The following is a 15,134-nucleotide window of genomic DNA, read 5'->3' on the forward strand; positions in this document are numbered from 1 at the left end:
GTCCGGTTACGGAAGCGCGCTCCCGGAAACCGTCTTGGTCCCCGCGGGGGAACGGGAGGGCATGAGCGACCGGATCCCGGCCGTCGGCATCGGCACCTACGAGAACACGGACCCCGAGGTCTGCGCGGAGAGCGTCGCGACCGCGCTCGACGCGGGCTACCGCCACGTCGACACGGCCGAGATGTACGGCAACGAGGCGGCCGTCGGGGAGGGGATCGCCCGCGCCGACGTAGACCGCGAGGACGTCTTCGTGGCGACGAAGATCGACACCGAGAACCTCGCGTACGACGACGCCCTGGCGAGTGCCGAGGGCTGTCTCGACCGCCTCGGCCTCGACGCCGTCGACCTGCTGTACGTCCACTGGCCGATCCGGACGTACGACCCCGACGACACGCTCGCGGCGTTCGACGAACTGTACGACCGCGGCGTGGTTCGGCACGTCGGCCTGTCGAACTTCAGGCCGGACCAGCTGGACGAGGCGCTCGACCGCCTCGACGCGCCGCTTTTCGCCCACCAGGTCGAGTGCCACCCCTTGCTCCCGCAGGACTACCTGCGGGCGCACGCCGACGAACACGGCTACCGCCTCGTCGCGTACTCGCCGCTGGCGAAGGGGCGGGTCACCGAGGTGCCGGAACTGGTCGAGATAGCCGAGGAACACGACGCGACGGCCGCGCAGGTGAGCCTCGCGTGGCTGCTGGCCCGCGACGTCGCGGTCATCCCGAAGTCGTCGTCGCCCGAGCGCATCCGGGAGAACCTCGCGGCGCGGAACCTGACGCTCGGCGACGACGAACTGGCCCGGATCGACGCCATCGACCGGCGGGAACGGCAGGTCGACTTCGACGCCGCGCCGTGGAACTAGGCCAGCGGCTCGAACCACACCGCCGCGACGAGGACCGCGAGGAACACGTACGACCCCCGGACCAGCAGCATCGTCGCCAGTTCGGGGTCGGCACGGCGGGCGACCAGCGCCACCGCGCCGAACGCGACGACCGACAGCGCGCTCGACGGCGGGAAGAGCTGCACCGCCGCGAACGCGACGACGGCGACGAGCGCGGCGGTCATGAGCAGGTACGCCAGCGTCCGCGCACGCCGCCGGCCGAGTACGACTGCGACGGTGCGCTTGCTGATAGAGCGGTCGTACGCGTAGTCCTGCGCGTCGTCGATCACCTTCACACCCGACAGCAGGACGAGGAACACGGCCGCGAAGGCGAGCGCCGTCGCGCCGACCGCCCCGGCCTGGACGTAGTGACCGCCGGCGACGCTCAGCGCGATGCCGAGCGGGTAGCCCGTCGTCGCCGTCACGGGGTTCGTGTCCAGTTGCGGCGCGTGGCCGTAGCCGATGAGCCACGTCGGGAGCGTGATCAGCGCCGCGCCGACGCCGGCGAGGGACCACAGCGCGGCGAGGCAGGCGGCGAACAGCGCCGTCGACCCGGCCAGCGCGAGCCGACAACCTCGCTCGGTGAGCGGGTGGTCGTCGTCCTCGCCGCGGACGTGGAAGTCGACGTAGCCGTCCTTCACGTGGGCCGTGTACACCGCCGCGAAGATGGCCGTCGCGTGGATGGTGGCGGTCGTGGGGTCGAACGCGCCCGCCAACACGCCGCCGAACAGCGACGCGGCGATCGGCGGGAGCATGAAGACGGGATGCACCTGCGACAGGAGGGCACGGAGCGCCGGTTCCGGTCCGCGTCCGCGGCGCGAGAGTGGCATGGAATCACGTAACGGACGGCACGAGTATAACGTTCGGGGCGGGAGCGACGGGACTCTCGTCGCTCAGCTTCGCCTGCGTCGCTCCGGTGTGTCGCTTCGTGCCTACCGCACCGCCGCGGCCGCCTCGCCCATGATTTCGAGCGCTTCCTTCAGCGTCTCCATGTCCGTCGCGTAGGAGATGCGGGCGTACCCCTCGCCGCCGTCGCCGAACGCGCCGCCGGGGACGAGGACGACGCCGCGGTCGATGCACTCGTCGACGAACCCCTCGGGCACCTTCGGCATGGCGTAGAACGCGCCCTCCGGCGTCGGCGTCTCCAGGCCGACCTCGGCGAGGCCGTCGAGCAACACGTCGCGGCGCTCCTCGAAGGCGGCGACCATCTCGTCGACGGGGTCCTGCGGCCCGTTGAGTGCGGCCTCCGCGGCGTACTGGGCCGGTGCGCTGGCGCAGGCCTGGACGTACTGGTGGACGCGGAGCATGCGCTCGGTCCGGCGGTGCGAGCCGGTCACCCAGCCCAGCCGCCAGCCGGTCATCGAGTAGCTCTTCGAGCACGCGCCGACGACGACCACGTTGTCGGTTTCGGCGTAGGTCATCGGCGAGTGGTGCTCGCCGTCGAACACGATGTACTCGTACACCTCGTCGGAGATGCAGAGCACGTCGTGTTCGTCGGCGATGCGGGCGAACTCGCGCATGTCGGCCTCGCTCTGGACGGCCCCGGTCGGGTTCGCGGGGCTGTTGACGACGAACGCGGCGGTGTCCTCGGTGATCGCGTCCTCGACCGCGGCGGGGTCCATCGTCAGGTCGTCGCGCAGGCCGACCGGCTTCGGCGTCCCGCCGGCGATGCGGGTGAGCGCGTCGTAGGAGACGAAGCCGGGGTCGGGGAAGATCACCTCCTCGTTGGGGTCGACGTGGGCCTCCATGGCGAGGTGGAGCGCCTCGCTCCCGCCGGCGGTGGCGATGACGTTCTCGGGGTCGACGGAAAACGTGCCGTCCCGGTCGTACTTCGCCGCGATCGCCTCGCGGAGCGACTCGGTCCCCTTGTTCGAGGTGTAGGCGTCCGCGTCGCCCCGCTCTATCGCGTCGACCGCAGCCTCGCGGGCGTGTTCGGGCGTCGGGAAGTCCGGCTGGCCGAGGCCGAGGTTGATCGCGTCCTCGCCCGCCGCCTCGAACACCTCGCGGATGCCGCTGATCGACACCTGCTCCACTCGCCGGGAAAAGTCCGTCATGTGAACTACCGGCACCGCCGCCGTGTTAACTCTTGATGGTCGGCGGTCGTCGGTGTCACTGCGGCTGTCGGGCCGTCGACCGATTTCCCCGATCGGCCTCGCTACTCGCTGGCCTCGCGCAGCTCCTCGACGTGGGTCTCCAGCCGCGACAGCGCCGCGTCGGCGTCCATGTACCCCTGTTCGTACTCGCCGTACACCGTGTCGGCCTCGTCGAGAAACGCCTCGACTGCGGTTTCGAGTTCGCTCATGGCTCCCCGTCCGACCGCCAGCGTGAAAGGCGGGTCGGTCGACGGCGACCGGCAACGGCCCGTCCCGCGGCGACCCGGCGCTACTGGAACATCCGGAGCGGCTGGGCCTGCGAGCTCTCGGCCTCGCCGGCCTCCTGCATCCGGCGTGCGAGTTCCTCCTTCTGCTGTCGGATCTCCTCGGCGCGGTCGACCAGGTCGTCGACCGACGGGTCGACGCCGGCGAGCGGCCCGATACCGTGGTCGATCAGCACCCGGGCGGCCTCGGGGTCGGGGAACTGCGGGTCGCTCTCGACGACCAGCGCGACGCTGTCGAGGTCGACCTCCGCCGCCTGCGCGACCAGCGCTCCGGTCGGGCCCGCGACCGCGCCGTTCTCCCGCGGGGTCTCGATCCCCTCGTCGTCCAGCAGCGCGCCGCCGTCGCCCGTCCCGACGCCGAACAGCGACGGGACGCCGTCCTTCTCCGCCGGGCGGCCGCTGAGGTACAGCGGCGTGACGCCGTTGTCGGCGATCCACGAGGTGACACAGGCCGCGAACTCGTGGGCGGCGTCGGCCGACACCGGCACGTCGCTCTGGAGCGCGAGCAGGTCGCGCTCCCCGTCGGCGTAGATGCGGACCGGCGGGCGGACCGACCGGTCGCCGTCGCCGTACACCGCGATCCGGGGGATCCCGTCGCAGTGGACGCTCGCGTAGTACTCCATGTCGAACGCCTCGACCAGATGGTCGGTCGCTATCTTCCCCACCAGCCCGACGCCGGGCATCCCCTCGACCAGCCACGGTTCGTCCAGGTCGACGCCGTCCCCGCGGAGTTTCACGTGCGCCATGTCCCGATAATCCCGTGGCGAGGGCTTAACCGTGGGGGTGAGTGAACTGGCTGGCACGGTCGTCACCCCCTCCATCGGCGACCCGCCGTCGCTCCGAAACCCACAAGCGACCGCCGGGCGAACGGCGGGGTAATGGACACGCTGGAACGGTACCGCCCCCTCGTCGACGACTTCGACGCCTTCCTCGACGCCTGCCGGCGGCCGCTCCCCTCGGCCGTCCGGGTCAACACGATCAAGGCGTCCGTCGAGCGGGCGACCGCCGCACTCGACGCCGAAGGCGTCGGCTGGGAGCGGGCGGCCTGGAACGACCGCGTCATGACGGTGGACACGGACCGCCCGGGCAACACGTGGCCGTACTACCACGGCTGGCTCCACGGGCAGGAGGAAGTGTCGGCGCTGCCCGCGAGCGCGCTCGACCCGGACCCTGGCGAGCGCGTCTGGGACGCCTGCGCCGCGCCGGGGAGCAAGACCACCCACCTCGCCGCGCTGATGGACGACCGCGGCCTGCTGGTCGCCAACGACAGCAACCTCGGCCGCCTCTCGGCGCTGCGCTCGAACGCCGAGCGCCTCGGCGTCACGAACGTCGCCGTGACGAACCAGGACGCCCGCAACTTCTCGCTGAAGCCGTTCGGCGGCGAGGAGTTCGACCGTGCGCTCGTCGACGCACCCTGCTCCTGCGAGGGGACGATCCGCAAGAACCCCGACGCCCTCGACGGCTGGTCGCTGGACCACGTCCGCGGGGTCGCCGGCGTCCAGAAGGGGATCCTCCGCCGCGCCGTGCAGGCGACCCGCGAGGGCGGCACCGTCGTCTACTCCACCTGCACGTTCGCCCCCGAGGAGAACGAGGCGGTCCTCGACCACGTGCTCCGCGAGGCGGACTGCCGGATCGTCGACCACGGTCTCCCGGTCGACTGCGCCCCCGGCGTCACGGAGTGGGAGGGCGAGTCGTACGACCCGAGCGTCCGCAAGGCCGCCCGGATCTACCCGCACTTTCAGGACACCGGCGGCTTCTTCGTGGCGAAACTGGAGGTGGGCGCATGAGCGGCGACGCCCCCACCAACGTCGGCCAGCGGTTCGACCGCCTCTCGGCGACCCCCGACGACCGCGAGGTGGAGGGGCGCGCCTCGCGCCGCGAGATCCTCGACTGGTGGGACGAGCGCTTCGGCGTCCCGCCCGAGACGTTCGACGACCACACGCTCTGGGAGAAGGGCGCGGGGAAGATCTGGATATTCGCCGGCGACACCCCCTCGCCGGTCGAAATCGAGGGCCTCGGCATGACGTTCATGCGCACCCGGCAGGAGCACTGGAAGCCCACGACCGAGGCCGTCCAGCGCTTCGGCGACCGCGCCGAGCGCAACGTGATCAGCCTCTCCCGCGAGGCGGCCGAGCGGTTCGTCGCCGGCGAGGACCAGGCACTCGACTGGGACGGCGACTGGGGCTACCTGATCGCGGCCCACGAACTCGCGGGCGCGGACGCGCCGCTCGGCGTCGGCCTGTACGTCCACGGCGAACTCCGGTCGCGCGTGCCCAAGGGACGGCGGCGGGAGTTCTGACCGCCACCGGTCGCGTTCGGACGGCCGTGGGGCCGGATGCACGCCCCGGGCGAGCACGGACGGGTTTCGACACGCATATCCGGCGTTTCCGACAACTATCGCACATGTCCCCGGATACGAGCATCACCGTCGGGAACCGGGAGATCGACCCCGTTCGCGGCGGGCTACTGGTCATGCTGGTCAGCGTCGCGGTCATCGGGTACGGCGGCTTCGACTACTACCAGCAGCAACAGGCGGTCGCGGACGCGGAGCCGGTGAACGCGACGATCCTGGAGACGGGCGTCGACTCCGACAGCTCCGGGTCGAGCACGGACGTCGACTACTACCCCACCGTCCGGTTCGAGTACACGTACGACGGCGAACGGTACACGTCGACCGACGTGTACCCGGCGTCGGTACGGCAGTCGTACGACACCGAATCCGCCGCGCGCGATGTCGTCGACGAGTACGAGGTCGACAGCACGGTCACGGCGTACACGGTCCCGTCGTCGCCCGGCGACGGCTTCCTCCGGAAACAGCAGTCCGACGGGCCGTTCACGGCGATGGGCATCGGTGGCGTGATGCTGCTGCTCGGCGGCTACTCGGTGCTGCGTGGCTACCGGTCGTAGCGACGGGCTACCCCTCCCGTTCGCGGACAGTCCCGCCGCCCAGTCCCTCCCACTCGACGCGGTAGCCCAGTCGCGATAGCGTCGCGCTCGCGTCGTCGATCCCGTACCCATCGAGCACGGCCTCGGCCTCGGAGAGCGACATCTCCGCCTCGATCTCGTCGGCAAGCGCGTCCAGTACGTCGGGCCGCACCAGCGTCCGGCCGACCAGTTCGTGCTCCGGGAACGCCTTCGCCTCGACGGCGGCCTCGCTGACTCCATGACGCTCAGCGAGTTTGGCCAGCGTCACGGCGTCGTCCTCGGGCGCGAGTTCGCCGGGGAGCGCGGCGGCGCTTTCGGCGACCAGGTCGTCCTCGTAGCGCCGGAGCGCGTCGCGCACGTCCTTGATCCGGACGCTCCCGGAGTAGGGGATGGCGCGGTGGTCGCGGGCGACGATCTCCTCGCCGACGCCGAGGCTCTCGTCGACGGCGACGAGCAGCTCCACGTCCTCGACGGCGTCGAGTTGCGAGAGCTTCTTCTCGACGTACTCCGGTGTCCAGAACCCCATGATCTCGAAGAAGACGCGGAAGTCCGCGTGCTCGTACTCGAACGCGAAGTCGGGGATCATCACCCGCGACCCGGCGGCGAGCGGTTCGGGTTCGCGGACCAGATTCCAGTCCAGGCCGAGCGACTCGAACCGTGCCGCGAAGTCGGCCTCGACGCCGCTGTCGTAGCTCACCTCCGCGACCGGTTCGGCGTCGGGCACCCTGACGGGGTCGTCGTCGGAGAGGCGCAGTTCGCGCTCCGTACCGCGGTCGTCGATGGTCGCCGTGAGCCGCCACTCCGACGCTTTCGCCAGCGTCCGCAGGAGCCGGGCGAACCGCGTCCCGTAGCGCCGCGTCGCGCGGAACAGCCGCGTCGGTCCCGTCACGACCACCTCGCGCTCGCCGCCGTCGAGCCGCAGGATCTCGTACATCAGCCGGAGGCGCTTGACCGCCGAGACGAGCGCCTTCGGGTCCGACGAGCGCGCGCGGATCTCCGTCGCGTCGAACAGCGCGGTCTGGGCCAGCGAGAGGTTGTACTGCGCGACCAGCTCGTCGGGCGACCAGCGCGCGTCGAAGGCGGCGAGCACCTGCCGGTCCTCCCGGTCGGCGTACAGCGCCGTCTCGACGGTGCCGGGGTCGGTCCCGAGCGCGTCGGCCGCCCGCGAGAGCGCCGTCTCGCGCTCGGCGTTGGTCACGACGCCGACCGCCTCGCCCGCGGCGAACGCCTCCTTCCGCGCCCGCTCCGGGTCGACGCCGGCGCGGGTCTCGAACCGGGCCTCCCGTTCCAGCAGGTGCGCGAACCCGCGAACGAGCTTGAAGTCGTCGCCCTCGCGCTCCAGCGCCTCCAGCGCGTCGTCCAGGTCGCCGCGTTCCTCGCCGACGTGGCCCTGGAACGTCCCGAGGGCCTTCGCCGCCAGCGGCCGGTGTTCGCGCCCGGCGAACTGCGGGTGGTAGCCGCCGCCGGCCCGCGAGACGCGCAGGAGGTCCTTCGTCAGCATCTCCCCGGGAGTCGCCGTTCCAGCGACAAAAGCGGTCGGGGGATGTCACAAGACATACGTCCCCCTGCCCCGACCTGCCGGATATGCAACGGCGGACGCTCCTCCGGACGCTCGCCGCGCTCGGTCTCGCCGGTCTCGCCGGCTGCGGGCGCAACGAGGAGGGGTGGGACCGTCGGCAGGGACCGCCCGAGTCCGGCGACTACCCCACGGTGACGACCTCCAGGGACCTCGACCTCGGCGACATCGGCCTCACCACGACGCCCAACCCCGGGAAGGGGTTTGCCTTCCGCGGGACGGAGTACGGCGAGACCGAGGACGGGTACATGACGGTCACGACGACCGTCGAGAACGTCACGAACGAGCCCCAGTCGGCGGTGCTGGTGTACGAGATCACCGTCGACGGCACCATCTACGCCGAACGCCGAACCGTCCGCCTCGACCCCGCCGAGCAGGTGACATACGACCTGGTGTTCGACCTCACCCGGACGGAGTACTCGGAGGCGGACAGCCGGAGCATCAGCCCGCGCTGGGAGCCGGTCGACGGTGGGGACGAGGCGTAGTCTCCCGACGGTGTTTGCCGGCCGCCGGACGGCTCACCGGCGGCGAGACGCGACTCGCGTTTCGGCGGTATCTGCGCTCACCACCTCGTACAGCAGCGCCCGCTCCCCGAGTCCGGAGCCGTCGTCCTCTTTCGGCCGGAGGACCCGGCCGAGCCGCTGGGTGAACTCGCGCTCGCTCCCGCTGCCCGAGAGGACGACGGCGACGTTGGCGTCCGGCACGTCGACGCCCTCGTCTAACACGTTCGAGGTGACGATCCGCGAGTACGTGCCCTCGCGGAACCCCTCGATGACCTCGCGGCGCTCGGCGGCGCTCGTCCGGTGGGTGACCGCGGGAATCAGGAACCGCTCGGAGATGCGGTACGCCAGGTCGTTGTGGGCGGTGAACACGATGACGCGGTCGTCGCGGTGGTCGTCGAGGATGTCGGCGAGGCGGGCGACCTTGTTCTCGCTGCCCATCATGATCTCCCGGGCGCGCTGCTTCGCCAGCAGCGCCTCGCGGGCCTCGGGGTCGTTGCCCGAGCGCTTGACCAGTTCCTGGTAGTCGCTCCCGCTCCGCAGTTCGACGTTCGACCGCGCGAGGTAGTCGGTGAACGTCTCCTGGTTGCGCTCGTAGGCCTCGCGCTCGTCGTCGGTCAGGTCGACCGTGATCCGTTTCACGTCGTACGGCGCGAGATGCTCGCCCGCCAGCTCGTCGGCCGAGATCCGGTAGACGACCGGGCCGACGAGGTCCTCGACCACCTCGTGGGCGTCGTCCGGGCGCTCGAACGTCGCGGTCAGCCCCAGCCGGGCCGGCGCGGCGAGCAGGCGGGCGATCTCGCGGTACCCCTCGCCGCCGAGGTGGTGGACCTCGTCGAAGACGACGAGCCCGAACCGGTCGCCCAGGTCGTCGCTCCGGAGGTACGCCGAGTCGTACGTCGAGACGGTCAGCGCCTCGACCCGCTGCTCGCCGCCGCCCAGCTGGCCGACGGGTCGGTCGAACTCCCGTTCCAGTTCGGCCCGCCACTGCTGGAGCAGGTCGATCGTCGGGACGACGACGAGCGTCGACGTCGCCAGATCCTCCATGGCCGCGATGGCGATCACGGTTTTCCCGCTGCCGGTCGGCAGTTCGAGGACGCCACTGTGCGGACCGGTGCGGGCCGTCCCGGTCGCTCCCTCGCCGGCGCTCCCGCCGTCGCGCCACGCGTCGAGCGCGTCGGCCTGGTACTCGCGGAGTTCGTACGTGGAGTCGAGTCCGGACAGCGACTCGCCGTCGAGGACGCGGTCGTCGTAGGCGACGCCGCGCTCGTCGAGCCAGTCCCGCAGGTCGGCGTAGCGGTGCGCCGAGGCCCGGCGGGTCCCCGACCGGGGGTCGCGCTCGACGAACGACGGGCAGTCGCCCTCGCCGTCGACGCGGACGGTCCCGTCCTCGAAGCGGAGCGTGAGACCGGTCACGCGCCGTGGTTGGTGGGCCGGGCATTTATCGCTCCCCCTTCGGACGGTCGGCTCTCCCCGACGGGGGCAACTCCGTCGGTGCGACGACGCGAGGCGGTACGGACGGTTGAAAAAAACTAAACCCGCCGGCCGGCTTCCCTCTCCTATGAGCGAGGACGAGGGCACGGACGCAGTGGCCCCGGAGGAAGACGCCGCCGCCGAGGCCGACGGCGACCCCGAGACGGAGGCCACGGCCGACGTGTCGGCGTCGGACGAGGAGCGACGGACGATCAGCGAACAGCTCCCGGAGGCCGTGTCGGAGCACGACGAGGAGCTGGGCGCGGACGTGCGCCGGCTGCTGGAGAAGGCCGTCGAACTCGACCGCCGGGTCGAGGAGCTGGAGGCCGAGCGCGACGAGTACGAGGACCGGGTCGAGGAACTGGAGGCCGAACTCGACGACCGCGACGAGGACGTCGAGGACCTCGAGGACCGCCTGAAGCGCAAGCAGGCCGACTTCCAGAACTACAAGAAGCGCGCCAAGAAGCGTCAGGACCAGATCCGCGACCGGGCGACGGAGGACCTCGTCGAGCGCCTGCTCGACGTCCGGGACAACCTGAAGCGGGCCGTCGAGGAGGACCACGACAACGTCGAGAGCATCCGCGAGGGCGTCGAGATGACGCTGTCGGAGTTCGACCGTGTTCTGGACGGGGAGGACGTCGCGGAGGTCGACCCCGATCCCGGGACGGCGGTCGACCCACAGCGCCACGAGGTGATGATGCGCGTCGAGAGCGACCAGCCCGCCGACACGATCGCCGAGGTGTACACGCCCGGCTACGAGATGAGCGGCAAGGTGCTCCGGACGGCACAGGTGACGGTCAGCGACGGCACCGGCGACGCCGAATCCGATGGGGACGAAGCCGAGGACGACGCCGAGAGCGACGGGGACGAGGCCGATGCGGACGGCGACGACGAGGCGATCGAACTCGACGGCGAGGTCGACGACGCGGCCGACGAGGACGACGCTGACGACGCCGCGACTGACGACTGACGGCGACCCCGCGACCGACGCCTGACGGGCACCATCGCAACAGGTTCTCGGCGGCCACCCGAACCGGATCGATGACTGCCGGCGACGGACCGGCCCGTCGACACGGAGCTTATAAATCCGCCGCCGCTGTCGCCCCGAGGTTTCCTTTCATCCAGCGCCGGTCGCGTAGTTTTATTCGGGCCGTTCACTCCGTGTAGCAAGAGTTATACCGCCGAACCGGCAAACAACGCTCAAGATGGCGAGTAACAAGATTCTCGGAATAGACCTGGGGACGACTAACAGCGCGTTCGCAGTGATGGAGGGCGGTGACCCGGAGATCATCGTCAACAGCGAGGGCGAGCGAACGACCCCCTCAGTCGTCTCCTTCTCGGACGACGGGGAGCGCCTGGTCGGCAAACCCGCGAAGAACCAGGCCGTCCAGAACCCCGAGCGGACGTTCCAGTCGATCAAGCGCCACATGGGCGACGAGGACTACACCGTCGAGATCGACGACGAGGAGTACACGCCCGAGCAGATCTCGGCGATGATCCTCCAGAAGATCAAACACGACGCCGAGGAGTATCTCGGCGACGAGGTCGAGAAGGCCGTCATCACGGTGCCGGCGTACTTCAACGACCGCCAGCGCCAGGCGACCAAGGACGCCGGCGAGATCGCCGGCTTCGAGGTCGACCGCATCGTCAACGAGCCGACGGCCGCCTCGATGGCGTACGGCCTCGACGACGAGTCCGACCAGACGGTGCTCGTGTACGACCTCGGCGGCGGGACGTTCGACGTTTCCATCCTCGATCTGGGCGGCGGCGTCTACGAGGTCGTCGCCACCAACGGCGACAACGATCTCGGCGGCGACGACTGGGACCAGGCCATTATCGACTGGCTCGCCGACGAGTTCCAGGACGAGCACGGCATCGACCTCCGCGAGGACCGGCAGGCGCTCCAGCGCCTGAAGGACGCCGCCGAGGAGGCGAAGATCGAACTCTCCAGCCGGAAGGAGACGGAGATCAACCTGCCGTTCATCACGGCGACCGACGACGGCCCGATCCACCTGGAGCAGAGCCTCACCCGCGCGAAGTTCGAGTCGCTCACCGCCGACCTCATCGAGCGCACCGTCGGCCCGACCGAGCAGGCCCTCGAGGACGCCGGCTACGAGAAGGACGACATCGACGAGGTGCTGCTCGTCGGCGGCTCGACCCGGATGCCGCAGGTCGAGGAGCAGGTCGAGGAGCTGGCCGGCCAGGAGCCGAAGAAGAACGTCAACCCCGACGAGGCCGTCGCGCTCGGCGCGGCGATCCAGGGCGGCGTGCTCTCCGGCGACGTGGACGACATCGTCCTGCTCGACGTGACGCCCCTGTCGCTCGGTATCGAGGTCAAGGGCGGCATCTTCGAGCGCCTCATCGAGAAGAACACCACCATCCCGACCGAGGAGTCGAAGATCTTCACGACGGCCGCCGACAACCAGACCTCCGTGCAGGTCCGCGTGTTCCAGGGCGAGCGCGAGATCGCCGAGGAGAACGAACTGCTCGGCGAGTTCCACCTCACCGGCATCCCGCCGGCCCCCGCCGGAACGCCCCAGATCGAGGTGACGTTCTCCATCGACGAGAACGGCATCGTCAACGTCTCCGCCGAGGACAAGGGCTCCGGCGAGAGCGAGGAGATCACCATCGAGGGCGGTGCCGGCCTCTCCGACGCCGAGATCGACCAGATGCAGGCCGAGGCCGAGGAGCACGCCGAGGAGGACCAGCGCCGCCGCAAGCGCATCGAGGCCCGCAACGAGGCCGAGGCGGCGGTCCAGCGCGCCGAGAAGCTCCTCGACGAGAACGAGGAGGACGTGGACGACGACCTCCGCGAGACCATCGAGTCCGAGATCGAGAACGTCGAGGCGGTCCTCGACGACGACGACGCGAGCAAGGAGGAGATCGAGGACGCGACCGAGAGCCTCAGCTCCGAACTGCAGGAGATCGGCAAGCAGATGTACCAGCAGCAGGCCCAGGCCGGCGCAGGCGGTGCCGCTGGCGGCGCTGGCGGCGCGGCAGGCGGCGCTGGTGGCATGGGCGGCGGCCCGGCCGGCGGTGCCGCGGGCGGCGCTGGCGGCGACGAGGAGTTCGTCGACGCCGACTTCGAGGACGTTCAGGAGGACGACGAGGAGTCGTCCTCCTGAGCCAACCAGAACGCTGCACGTTCTGGTGACGTGGACGTGGACTCGTCCTTACAGTCCTCGTCCGCTCGGGAGAGCGAAGTTCTCCCGGCGTCTTCGGGAGTGAGCGTAGCGAACGACCGAAGGTAGGAAGCGTCTCGACGCTTCCGTGTCTGGAAAAGCGAGCGAAGTGAGCGTTTTCGAACTGGACGACGACGCGTAAGCGAGTCGTCTTCGTCGGCTCGATAGACGAGCGCAGCGATTTTTCGAGGCCGGCGAGAACGAGTCCGCCAGTGCGCCCGCCGTCCCTGTCGGTGCCGACCGTGCCGCGAACGGGGTCGTGATTTTCCGGGTGACTCACCCGTCACACCGCGGTCCACCCCGCCGTTTAACGGACCGTACGTGGTAGCTCGTTCGGCCGCTCTAAATGTCGCTTGAAGTAAACGCCATCGGCAGTATCGAAGCGGCGAACCGGAACCAGTGGAACAACCTCGTCGAGCAGTCCGACCTCGGCTGTGCGTACCACCGCTACGGGTGGCTTCGTGCCGTCGAAGCCGGCACGACGTACGACCCGCAGCATCTCGTCGTCCGAAAGAAGGGGAATCCCGTGGCCGTCCTCCCGAACTTCGCCACCGACTTCGGTCCCGTCGAACAGTTGACGTCGATCAAACCGGGGTACGGCGGACCGGTCGCCATAACCGACGAGGCGGAGTCTCTGGACCTGTTGCTCGACGCCGTGAGGGATATCTGTGCGGGCCGGACACTGTTCAGCGCGATCAGGACGTACGACGAGAACTACGTCCGCTACCGGCAGTTGCTCAGGGCACACGGCTACGACGAGACCATCCTCTCCTGTCGGTTCACGCTCGACCTCACACGGGGGTGGGACGCGCTGTTCGACGACATGGACGGCGAGCGACGACGGGGGATCCGACGGGGCAACGAACAGGACGTCGAGGTCGTCGACGAAGCCATCACCGCGGCGGCGCTGTCGTCGTTCTACGAGGACTACGCGACGGTGATGGAGCGGGTCGACCAGCCAACCCTGCCGCGGTCATTCCTGCTCGAACTCCGGCCCTTTGCCGACCGGCTGAAGCTGTTCACGCTCCGGGTCGACGGCACGGAACGCGGGCAGTACCTCCACCTGCTGGACGACGAGCAGTCGACGGTCCAGCATCTGTTCACCGCGGTCACGGAGGCGCAGTTCGAGTACCACGCCGCCGAACTCCTCCACGAGCACGCGATCAGGTGGGGGATCGACGAGGGGTACGCGACGTACGAACTCCGGGGCGCGCTCCCGGACTTCCGCAACGGGGTGTTCTGCTTCAAGCAGGGTTTCGGGGCGGACGCGAAACCGGTCGTCACCTGGGAGCGCGGCCATCCCGCCCCGGCGCTGTCGGCGCTCAACGCCGCCCGGAGCGCGTACGACATGTACTCGACGTAGCTACCGGCCGGCGACCGCGCCGGCGACGGCCCGGGCGGCAAAGCGCACGTCGTTTTTCGTCCTGTTCATGACCCACCGCTTCCAGCGCGGGCCGTACGGGACGTACTGCCACACCGGCACCTCATCGGCGAGGGCGCGTTGAGCGTTCTCCCGGACGCCCATCAACATCTGCACCTCGTAGTCGGCCCCGTGACGGTCCGAGAGCGTCCGCGCGTACTCGATCATCCGTGGGTCGTGGGTCGTCACCGCGATCCCGTCGTCGCCCCGATCGAACGCGTCGGCCAGCAGGTCGCGGTACGCACGGTCGATCCGTGCGCCCCGCTCGAACGCGACGCCGTCGGGGCGGTCGTAGGCACCGCCCTTGACGTACCGTATCTTCCCGGGCACGTCGGCGAGGCGTTCGGCGTCGCGGCGGGTGCGTTTCAGGTCCGCCTGCAGACAGACGCCGACCCCGCCGCCGTGCTTCCTGGCGAGGGTCTCGTAGGCGTCGAGCGTCGCGTCCACGGCCCCGTGTTCCTCCATGTCGAACCAGACGAACACGCCCCGGTCGCTGGCGCGGTCGACGATCCGGTCGACCGTCTCCCGGAAGGCGTCTTCGCCGAATTCGAGACCGACCTGAGTCGGCTTGATCGTGACGGCAGCGTCGAACGACGCCTCGCCGAACAGGTCGACCAGCCTGCGGTACTCCCCGGCGCTGGTCTCGACCGCGGCCCACTCGTCCTCGTGGGAGCCCAGGCGGTTGACCATCGGGTTGAGGCCGCGTCCGGCGATCTGTCTCGCGCGCGAAACGGCTCCCTCCGGCGTTTCTCCGGCGACGAACTGGTTCGCTATCGGCGGAATCACGGCGTGTCCTGCAACGTC

The 15,134-nt window shown here is 70.0% G+C and carries 15 protein-coding genes; 8 read left to right on the plus strand and 7 right to left on the minus strand.

Annotated elements, in window-relative coordinates:
• Positions 1-61 precede the first annotated feature (61 nt).
• Positions 62-859 carry an aldo/keto reductase gene (locus D8896_RS09960; protein ID WP_121821943.1) on the plus strand — a complete coding sequence of 266 codons (798 nt, stop codon included), beginning with the start codon at positions 62-64 and terminating at the stop codon, positions 857-859.
• Here D8896_RS09960 and D8896_RS09965 read toward each other — a convergent pair.
• The 4 genes from D8896_RS09965 to D8896_RS09975 form a co-directional block, all read right to left on the minus strand.
• Positions 856-1,707 (minus strand): UbiA family prenyltransferase, encoded by an 852-nt coding sequence (locus D8896_RS09965; protein ID WP_121821944.1) that lies wholly within the window; start codon positions 1,705-1,707, stop codon positions 856-858. The genes D8896_RS09960 and D8896_RS09965 overlap by 4 nt on opposite strands.
• A gap of 102 nt (positions 1,708-1,809) precedes the next feature.
• Positions 1,810-2,931: a pyridoxal phosphate-dependent aminotransferase gene (locus tag D8896_RS09970; RefSeq protein ID WP_121821945.1), complete on the minus strand. Its 1,122-nt coding sequence runs from the start codon at positions 2,929-2,931 to the stop codon at positions 1,810-1,812.
• A gap of 101 nt (positions 2,932-3,032) precedes the next feature.
• Positions 3,033-3,179: a hypothetical protein gene (locus tag D8896_RS19370; protein WP_162991526.1), complete on the minus strand. Its 147-nt coding sequence runs from the start codon at positions 3,177-3,179 to the stop codon at positions 3,033-3,035.
• Between the two features lie 80 nt (positions 3,180-3,259).
• Complete coding sequence (locus tag D8896_RS09975) at positions 3,260-4,000, minus strand: proteasome assembly chaperone family protein (RefSeq protein WP_121821946.1); 741 nt, start codon at positions 3,998-4,000, stop codon at positions 3,260-3,262.
• Positions 4,001-4,132: 132 nt separating this feature from the next.
• Here D8896_RS09975 and D8896_RS09980 point away from each other — a divergent pair, with 132 nt between their 5' ends.
• From D8896_RS09980 to D8896_RS09990, 3 genes are all read left to right on the plus strand, one after another.
• Positions 4,133-5,041 (plus strand): RsmB/NOP family class I SAM-dependent RNA methyltransferase, encoded by a 909-nt coding sequence (locus tag D8896_RS09980; RefSeq protein ID WP_121821947.1) that lies wholly within the window; start codon positions 4,133-4,135, stop codon positions 5,039-5,041.
• Positions 5,038-5,553: a DUF7122 family protein gene (locus D8896_RS09985; RefSeq protein WP_121821948.1), complete on the plus strand. Its 516-nt coding sequence runs from the start codon at positions 5,038-5,040 to the stop codon at positions 5,551-5,553. The genes D8896_RS09980 and D8896_RS09985 overlap by 4 nt, the downstream gene beginning before the upstream one ends.
• Before the next feature lie 104 nt (positions 5,554-5,657).
• Positions 5,658-6,161 carry a DUF3592 domain-containing protein gene (locus tag D8896_RS09990; RefSeq protein WP_121821949.1) on the plus strand — a complete coding sequence of 168 codons (504 nt, stop codon included), beginning with the start codon at positions 5,658-5,660 and terminating at the stop codon, positions 6,159-6,161.
• Positions 6,162-6,168: 7 nt separating this feature from the next.
• Here the strand turns inward: D8896_RS09990 and D8896_RS09995 are convergent, their stop codons facing one another.
• Entirely contained in the window at positions 6,169-7,680 is a 1,512-nt protein-coding gene (locus D8896_RS09995; RefSeq protein ID WP_121821950.1) for a DUF790 family protein, read from the minus strand.
• Positions 7,681-7,763: 83 nt separating this feature from the next.
• Between D8896_RS09995 and D8896_RS10000 the strand changes: the two genes are divergently transcribed.
• Positions 7,764-8,240 carry a hypothetical protein gene (locus tag D8896_RS10000; RefSeq protein WP_121821951.1) on the plus strand — a complete coding sequence of 159 codons (477 nt, stop codon included), beginning with the start codon at positions 7,764-7,766 and terminating at the stop codon, positions 8,238-8,240.
• 33 nt (positions 8,241-8,273) lie between these two features.
• Here D8896_RS10000 and D8896_RS10005 read toward each other — a convergent pair whose 3' ends face one another.
• The gene (locus tag D8896_RS10005) at positions 8,274-9,671 is read right to left on the minus strand and encodes a DEAD/DEAH box helicase (protein WP_121821952.1); all 1,398 of its coding nucleotides are present in this window, start codon (positions 9,669-9,671) and stop codon (positions 8,274-8,276) included.
• 145 nt (positions 9,672-9,816) lie between these two features.
• Between D8896_RS10005 and grpE the strand changes: the two genes are divergently transcribed.
• The 3 genes from grpE to D8896_RS10020 all read left to right on the plus strand — a co-directional run bounded on the left by grpE (position 9,817) and on the right by D8896_RS10020 (position 14,273).
• Positions 9,817-10,698 carry a nucleotide exchange factor GrpE gene (gene grpE / locus D8896_RS10010; protein WP_121821953.1) on the plus strand — a complete coding sequence of 294 codons (882 nt, stop codon included), beginning with the start codon at positions 9,817-9,819 and terminating at the stop codon, positions 10,696-10,698.
• Positions 10,699-10,933: 235 nt separating this feature from the next.
• On the plus strand, positions 10,934-12,853 hold the full coding sequence (gene dnaK, locus D8896_RS10015; protein ID WP_121821954.1) for a molecular chaperone DnaK: 1,920 nt from the start codon (positions 10,934-10,936) through the stop codon (positions 12,851-12,853).
• 403 nt (positions 12,854-13,256) lie between these two features.
• Positions 13,257-14,273, plus strand: coding sequence for a GNAT family N-acetyltransferase (locus tag D8896_RS10020; RefSeq protein WP_121821955.1), 1,017 nt, complete (start codon positions 13,257-13,259; stop codon positions 14,271-14,273).
• Here the strand turns inward: D8896_RS10020 and D8896_RS10025 are convergent, their stop codons facing one another.
• Complete coding sequence (locus D8896_RS10025) at positions 14,274-15,116, minus strand: proline dehydrogenase family protein (RefSeq protein ID WP_121821956.1); 843 nt, start codon at positions 15,114-15,116, stop codon at positions 14,274-14,276.
• Positions 15,117-15,134: the final 18 nt, after the last annotated feature.

It is taken from the genome of Halostella salina (assembly GCF_003675855.1).
Classification (GTDB): Archaea; Halobacteriota; Halobacteria; order Halobacteriales; family Natronoarchaeaceae; genus Halostella; species Halostella salina.

What these genes read in the sequence shown, in the direction of transcription:
- D8896_RS10020 (WP_121821955.1), top strand. Translation starts at nt 13,257, where the DNA reads ATGTCGCTTGAAGTAAACGCCATCGGCAGTATCGAAGCGGCGAACCGG.
- D8896_RS09960 (WP_121821943.1), top strand. Translation starts at nt 62, where the DNA reads ATGAGCGACCGGATCCCGGCCGTCGGCATCGGCACCTACGAGAACACG.
- D8896_RS09990 (WP_121821949.1), top strand. Translation starts at nt 5,658, where the DNA reads ATGTCCCCGGATACGAGCATCACCGTCGGGAACCGGGAGATCGACCCC.
- D8896_RS09965 (WP_121821944.1), bottom strand. Translation starts at nt 1,707, where the DNA reads ATGCCACTCTCGCGCCGCGGACGCGGACCGGAACCGGCGCTCCGTGCC.
- D8896_RS09980 (WP_121821947.1), top strand. Translation starts at nt 4,133, where the DNA reads ATGGACACGCTGGAACGGTACCGCCCCCTCGTCGACGACTTCGACGCC.
- D8896_RS09985 (WP_121821948.1), top strand. Translation starts at nt 5,038, where the DNA reads ATGAGCGGCGACGCCCCCACCAACGTCGGCCAGCGGTTCGACCGCCTC.
- D8896_RS09970 (WP_121821945.1), bottom strand. Translation starts at nt 2,931, where the DNA reads ATGACGGACTTTTCCCGGCGAGTGGAGCAGGTGTCGATCAGCGGCATC.
- D8896_RS09995 (WP_121821950.1), bottom strand. Translation starts at nt 7,680, where the DNA reads ATGCTGACGAAGGACCTCCTGCGCGTCTCGCGGGCCGGCGGCGGCTAC.
- D8896_RS10000 (WP_121821951.1), top strand. Translation starts at nt 7,764, where the DNA reads ATGCAACGGCGGACGCTCCTCCGGACGCTCGCCGCGCTCGGTCTCGCC.
- D8896_RS19370 (WP_162991526.1), bottom strand. Translation starts at nt 3,179, where the DNA reads ATGAGCGAACTCGAAACCGCAGTCGAGGCGTTTCTCGACGAGGCCGAC.
- grpE (WP_121821953.1), top strand. Translation starts at nt 9,817, where the DNA reads ATGAGCGAGGACGAGGGCACGGACGCAGTGGCCCCGGAGGAAGACGCC.
- D8896_RS09975 (WP_121821946.1), bottom strand. Translation starts at nt 4,000, where the DNA reads ATGGCGCACGTGAAACTCCGCGGGGACGGCGTCGACCTGGACGAACCG.
- dnaK (WP_121821954.1), top strand. Translation starts at nt 10,934, where the DNA reads ATGGCGAGTAACAAGATTCTCGGAATAGACCTGGGGACGACTAACAGC.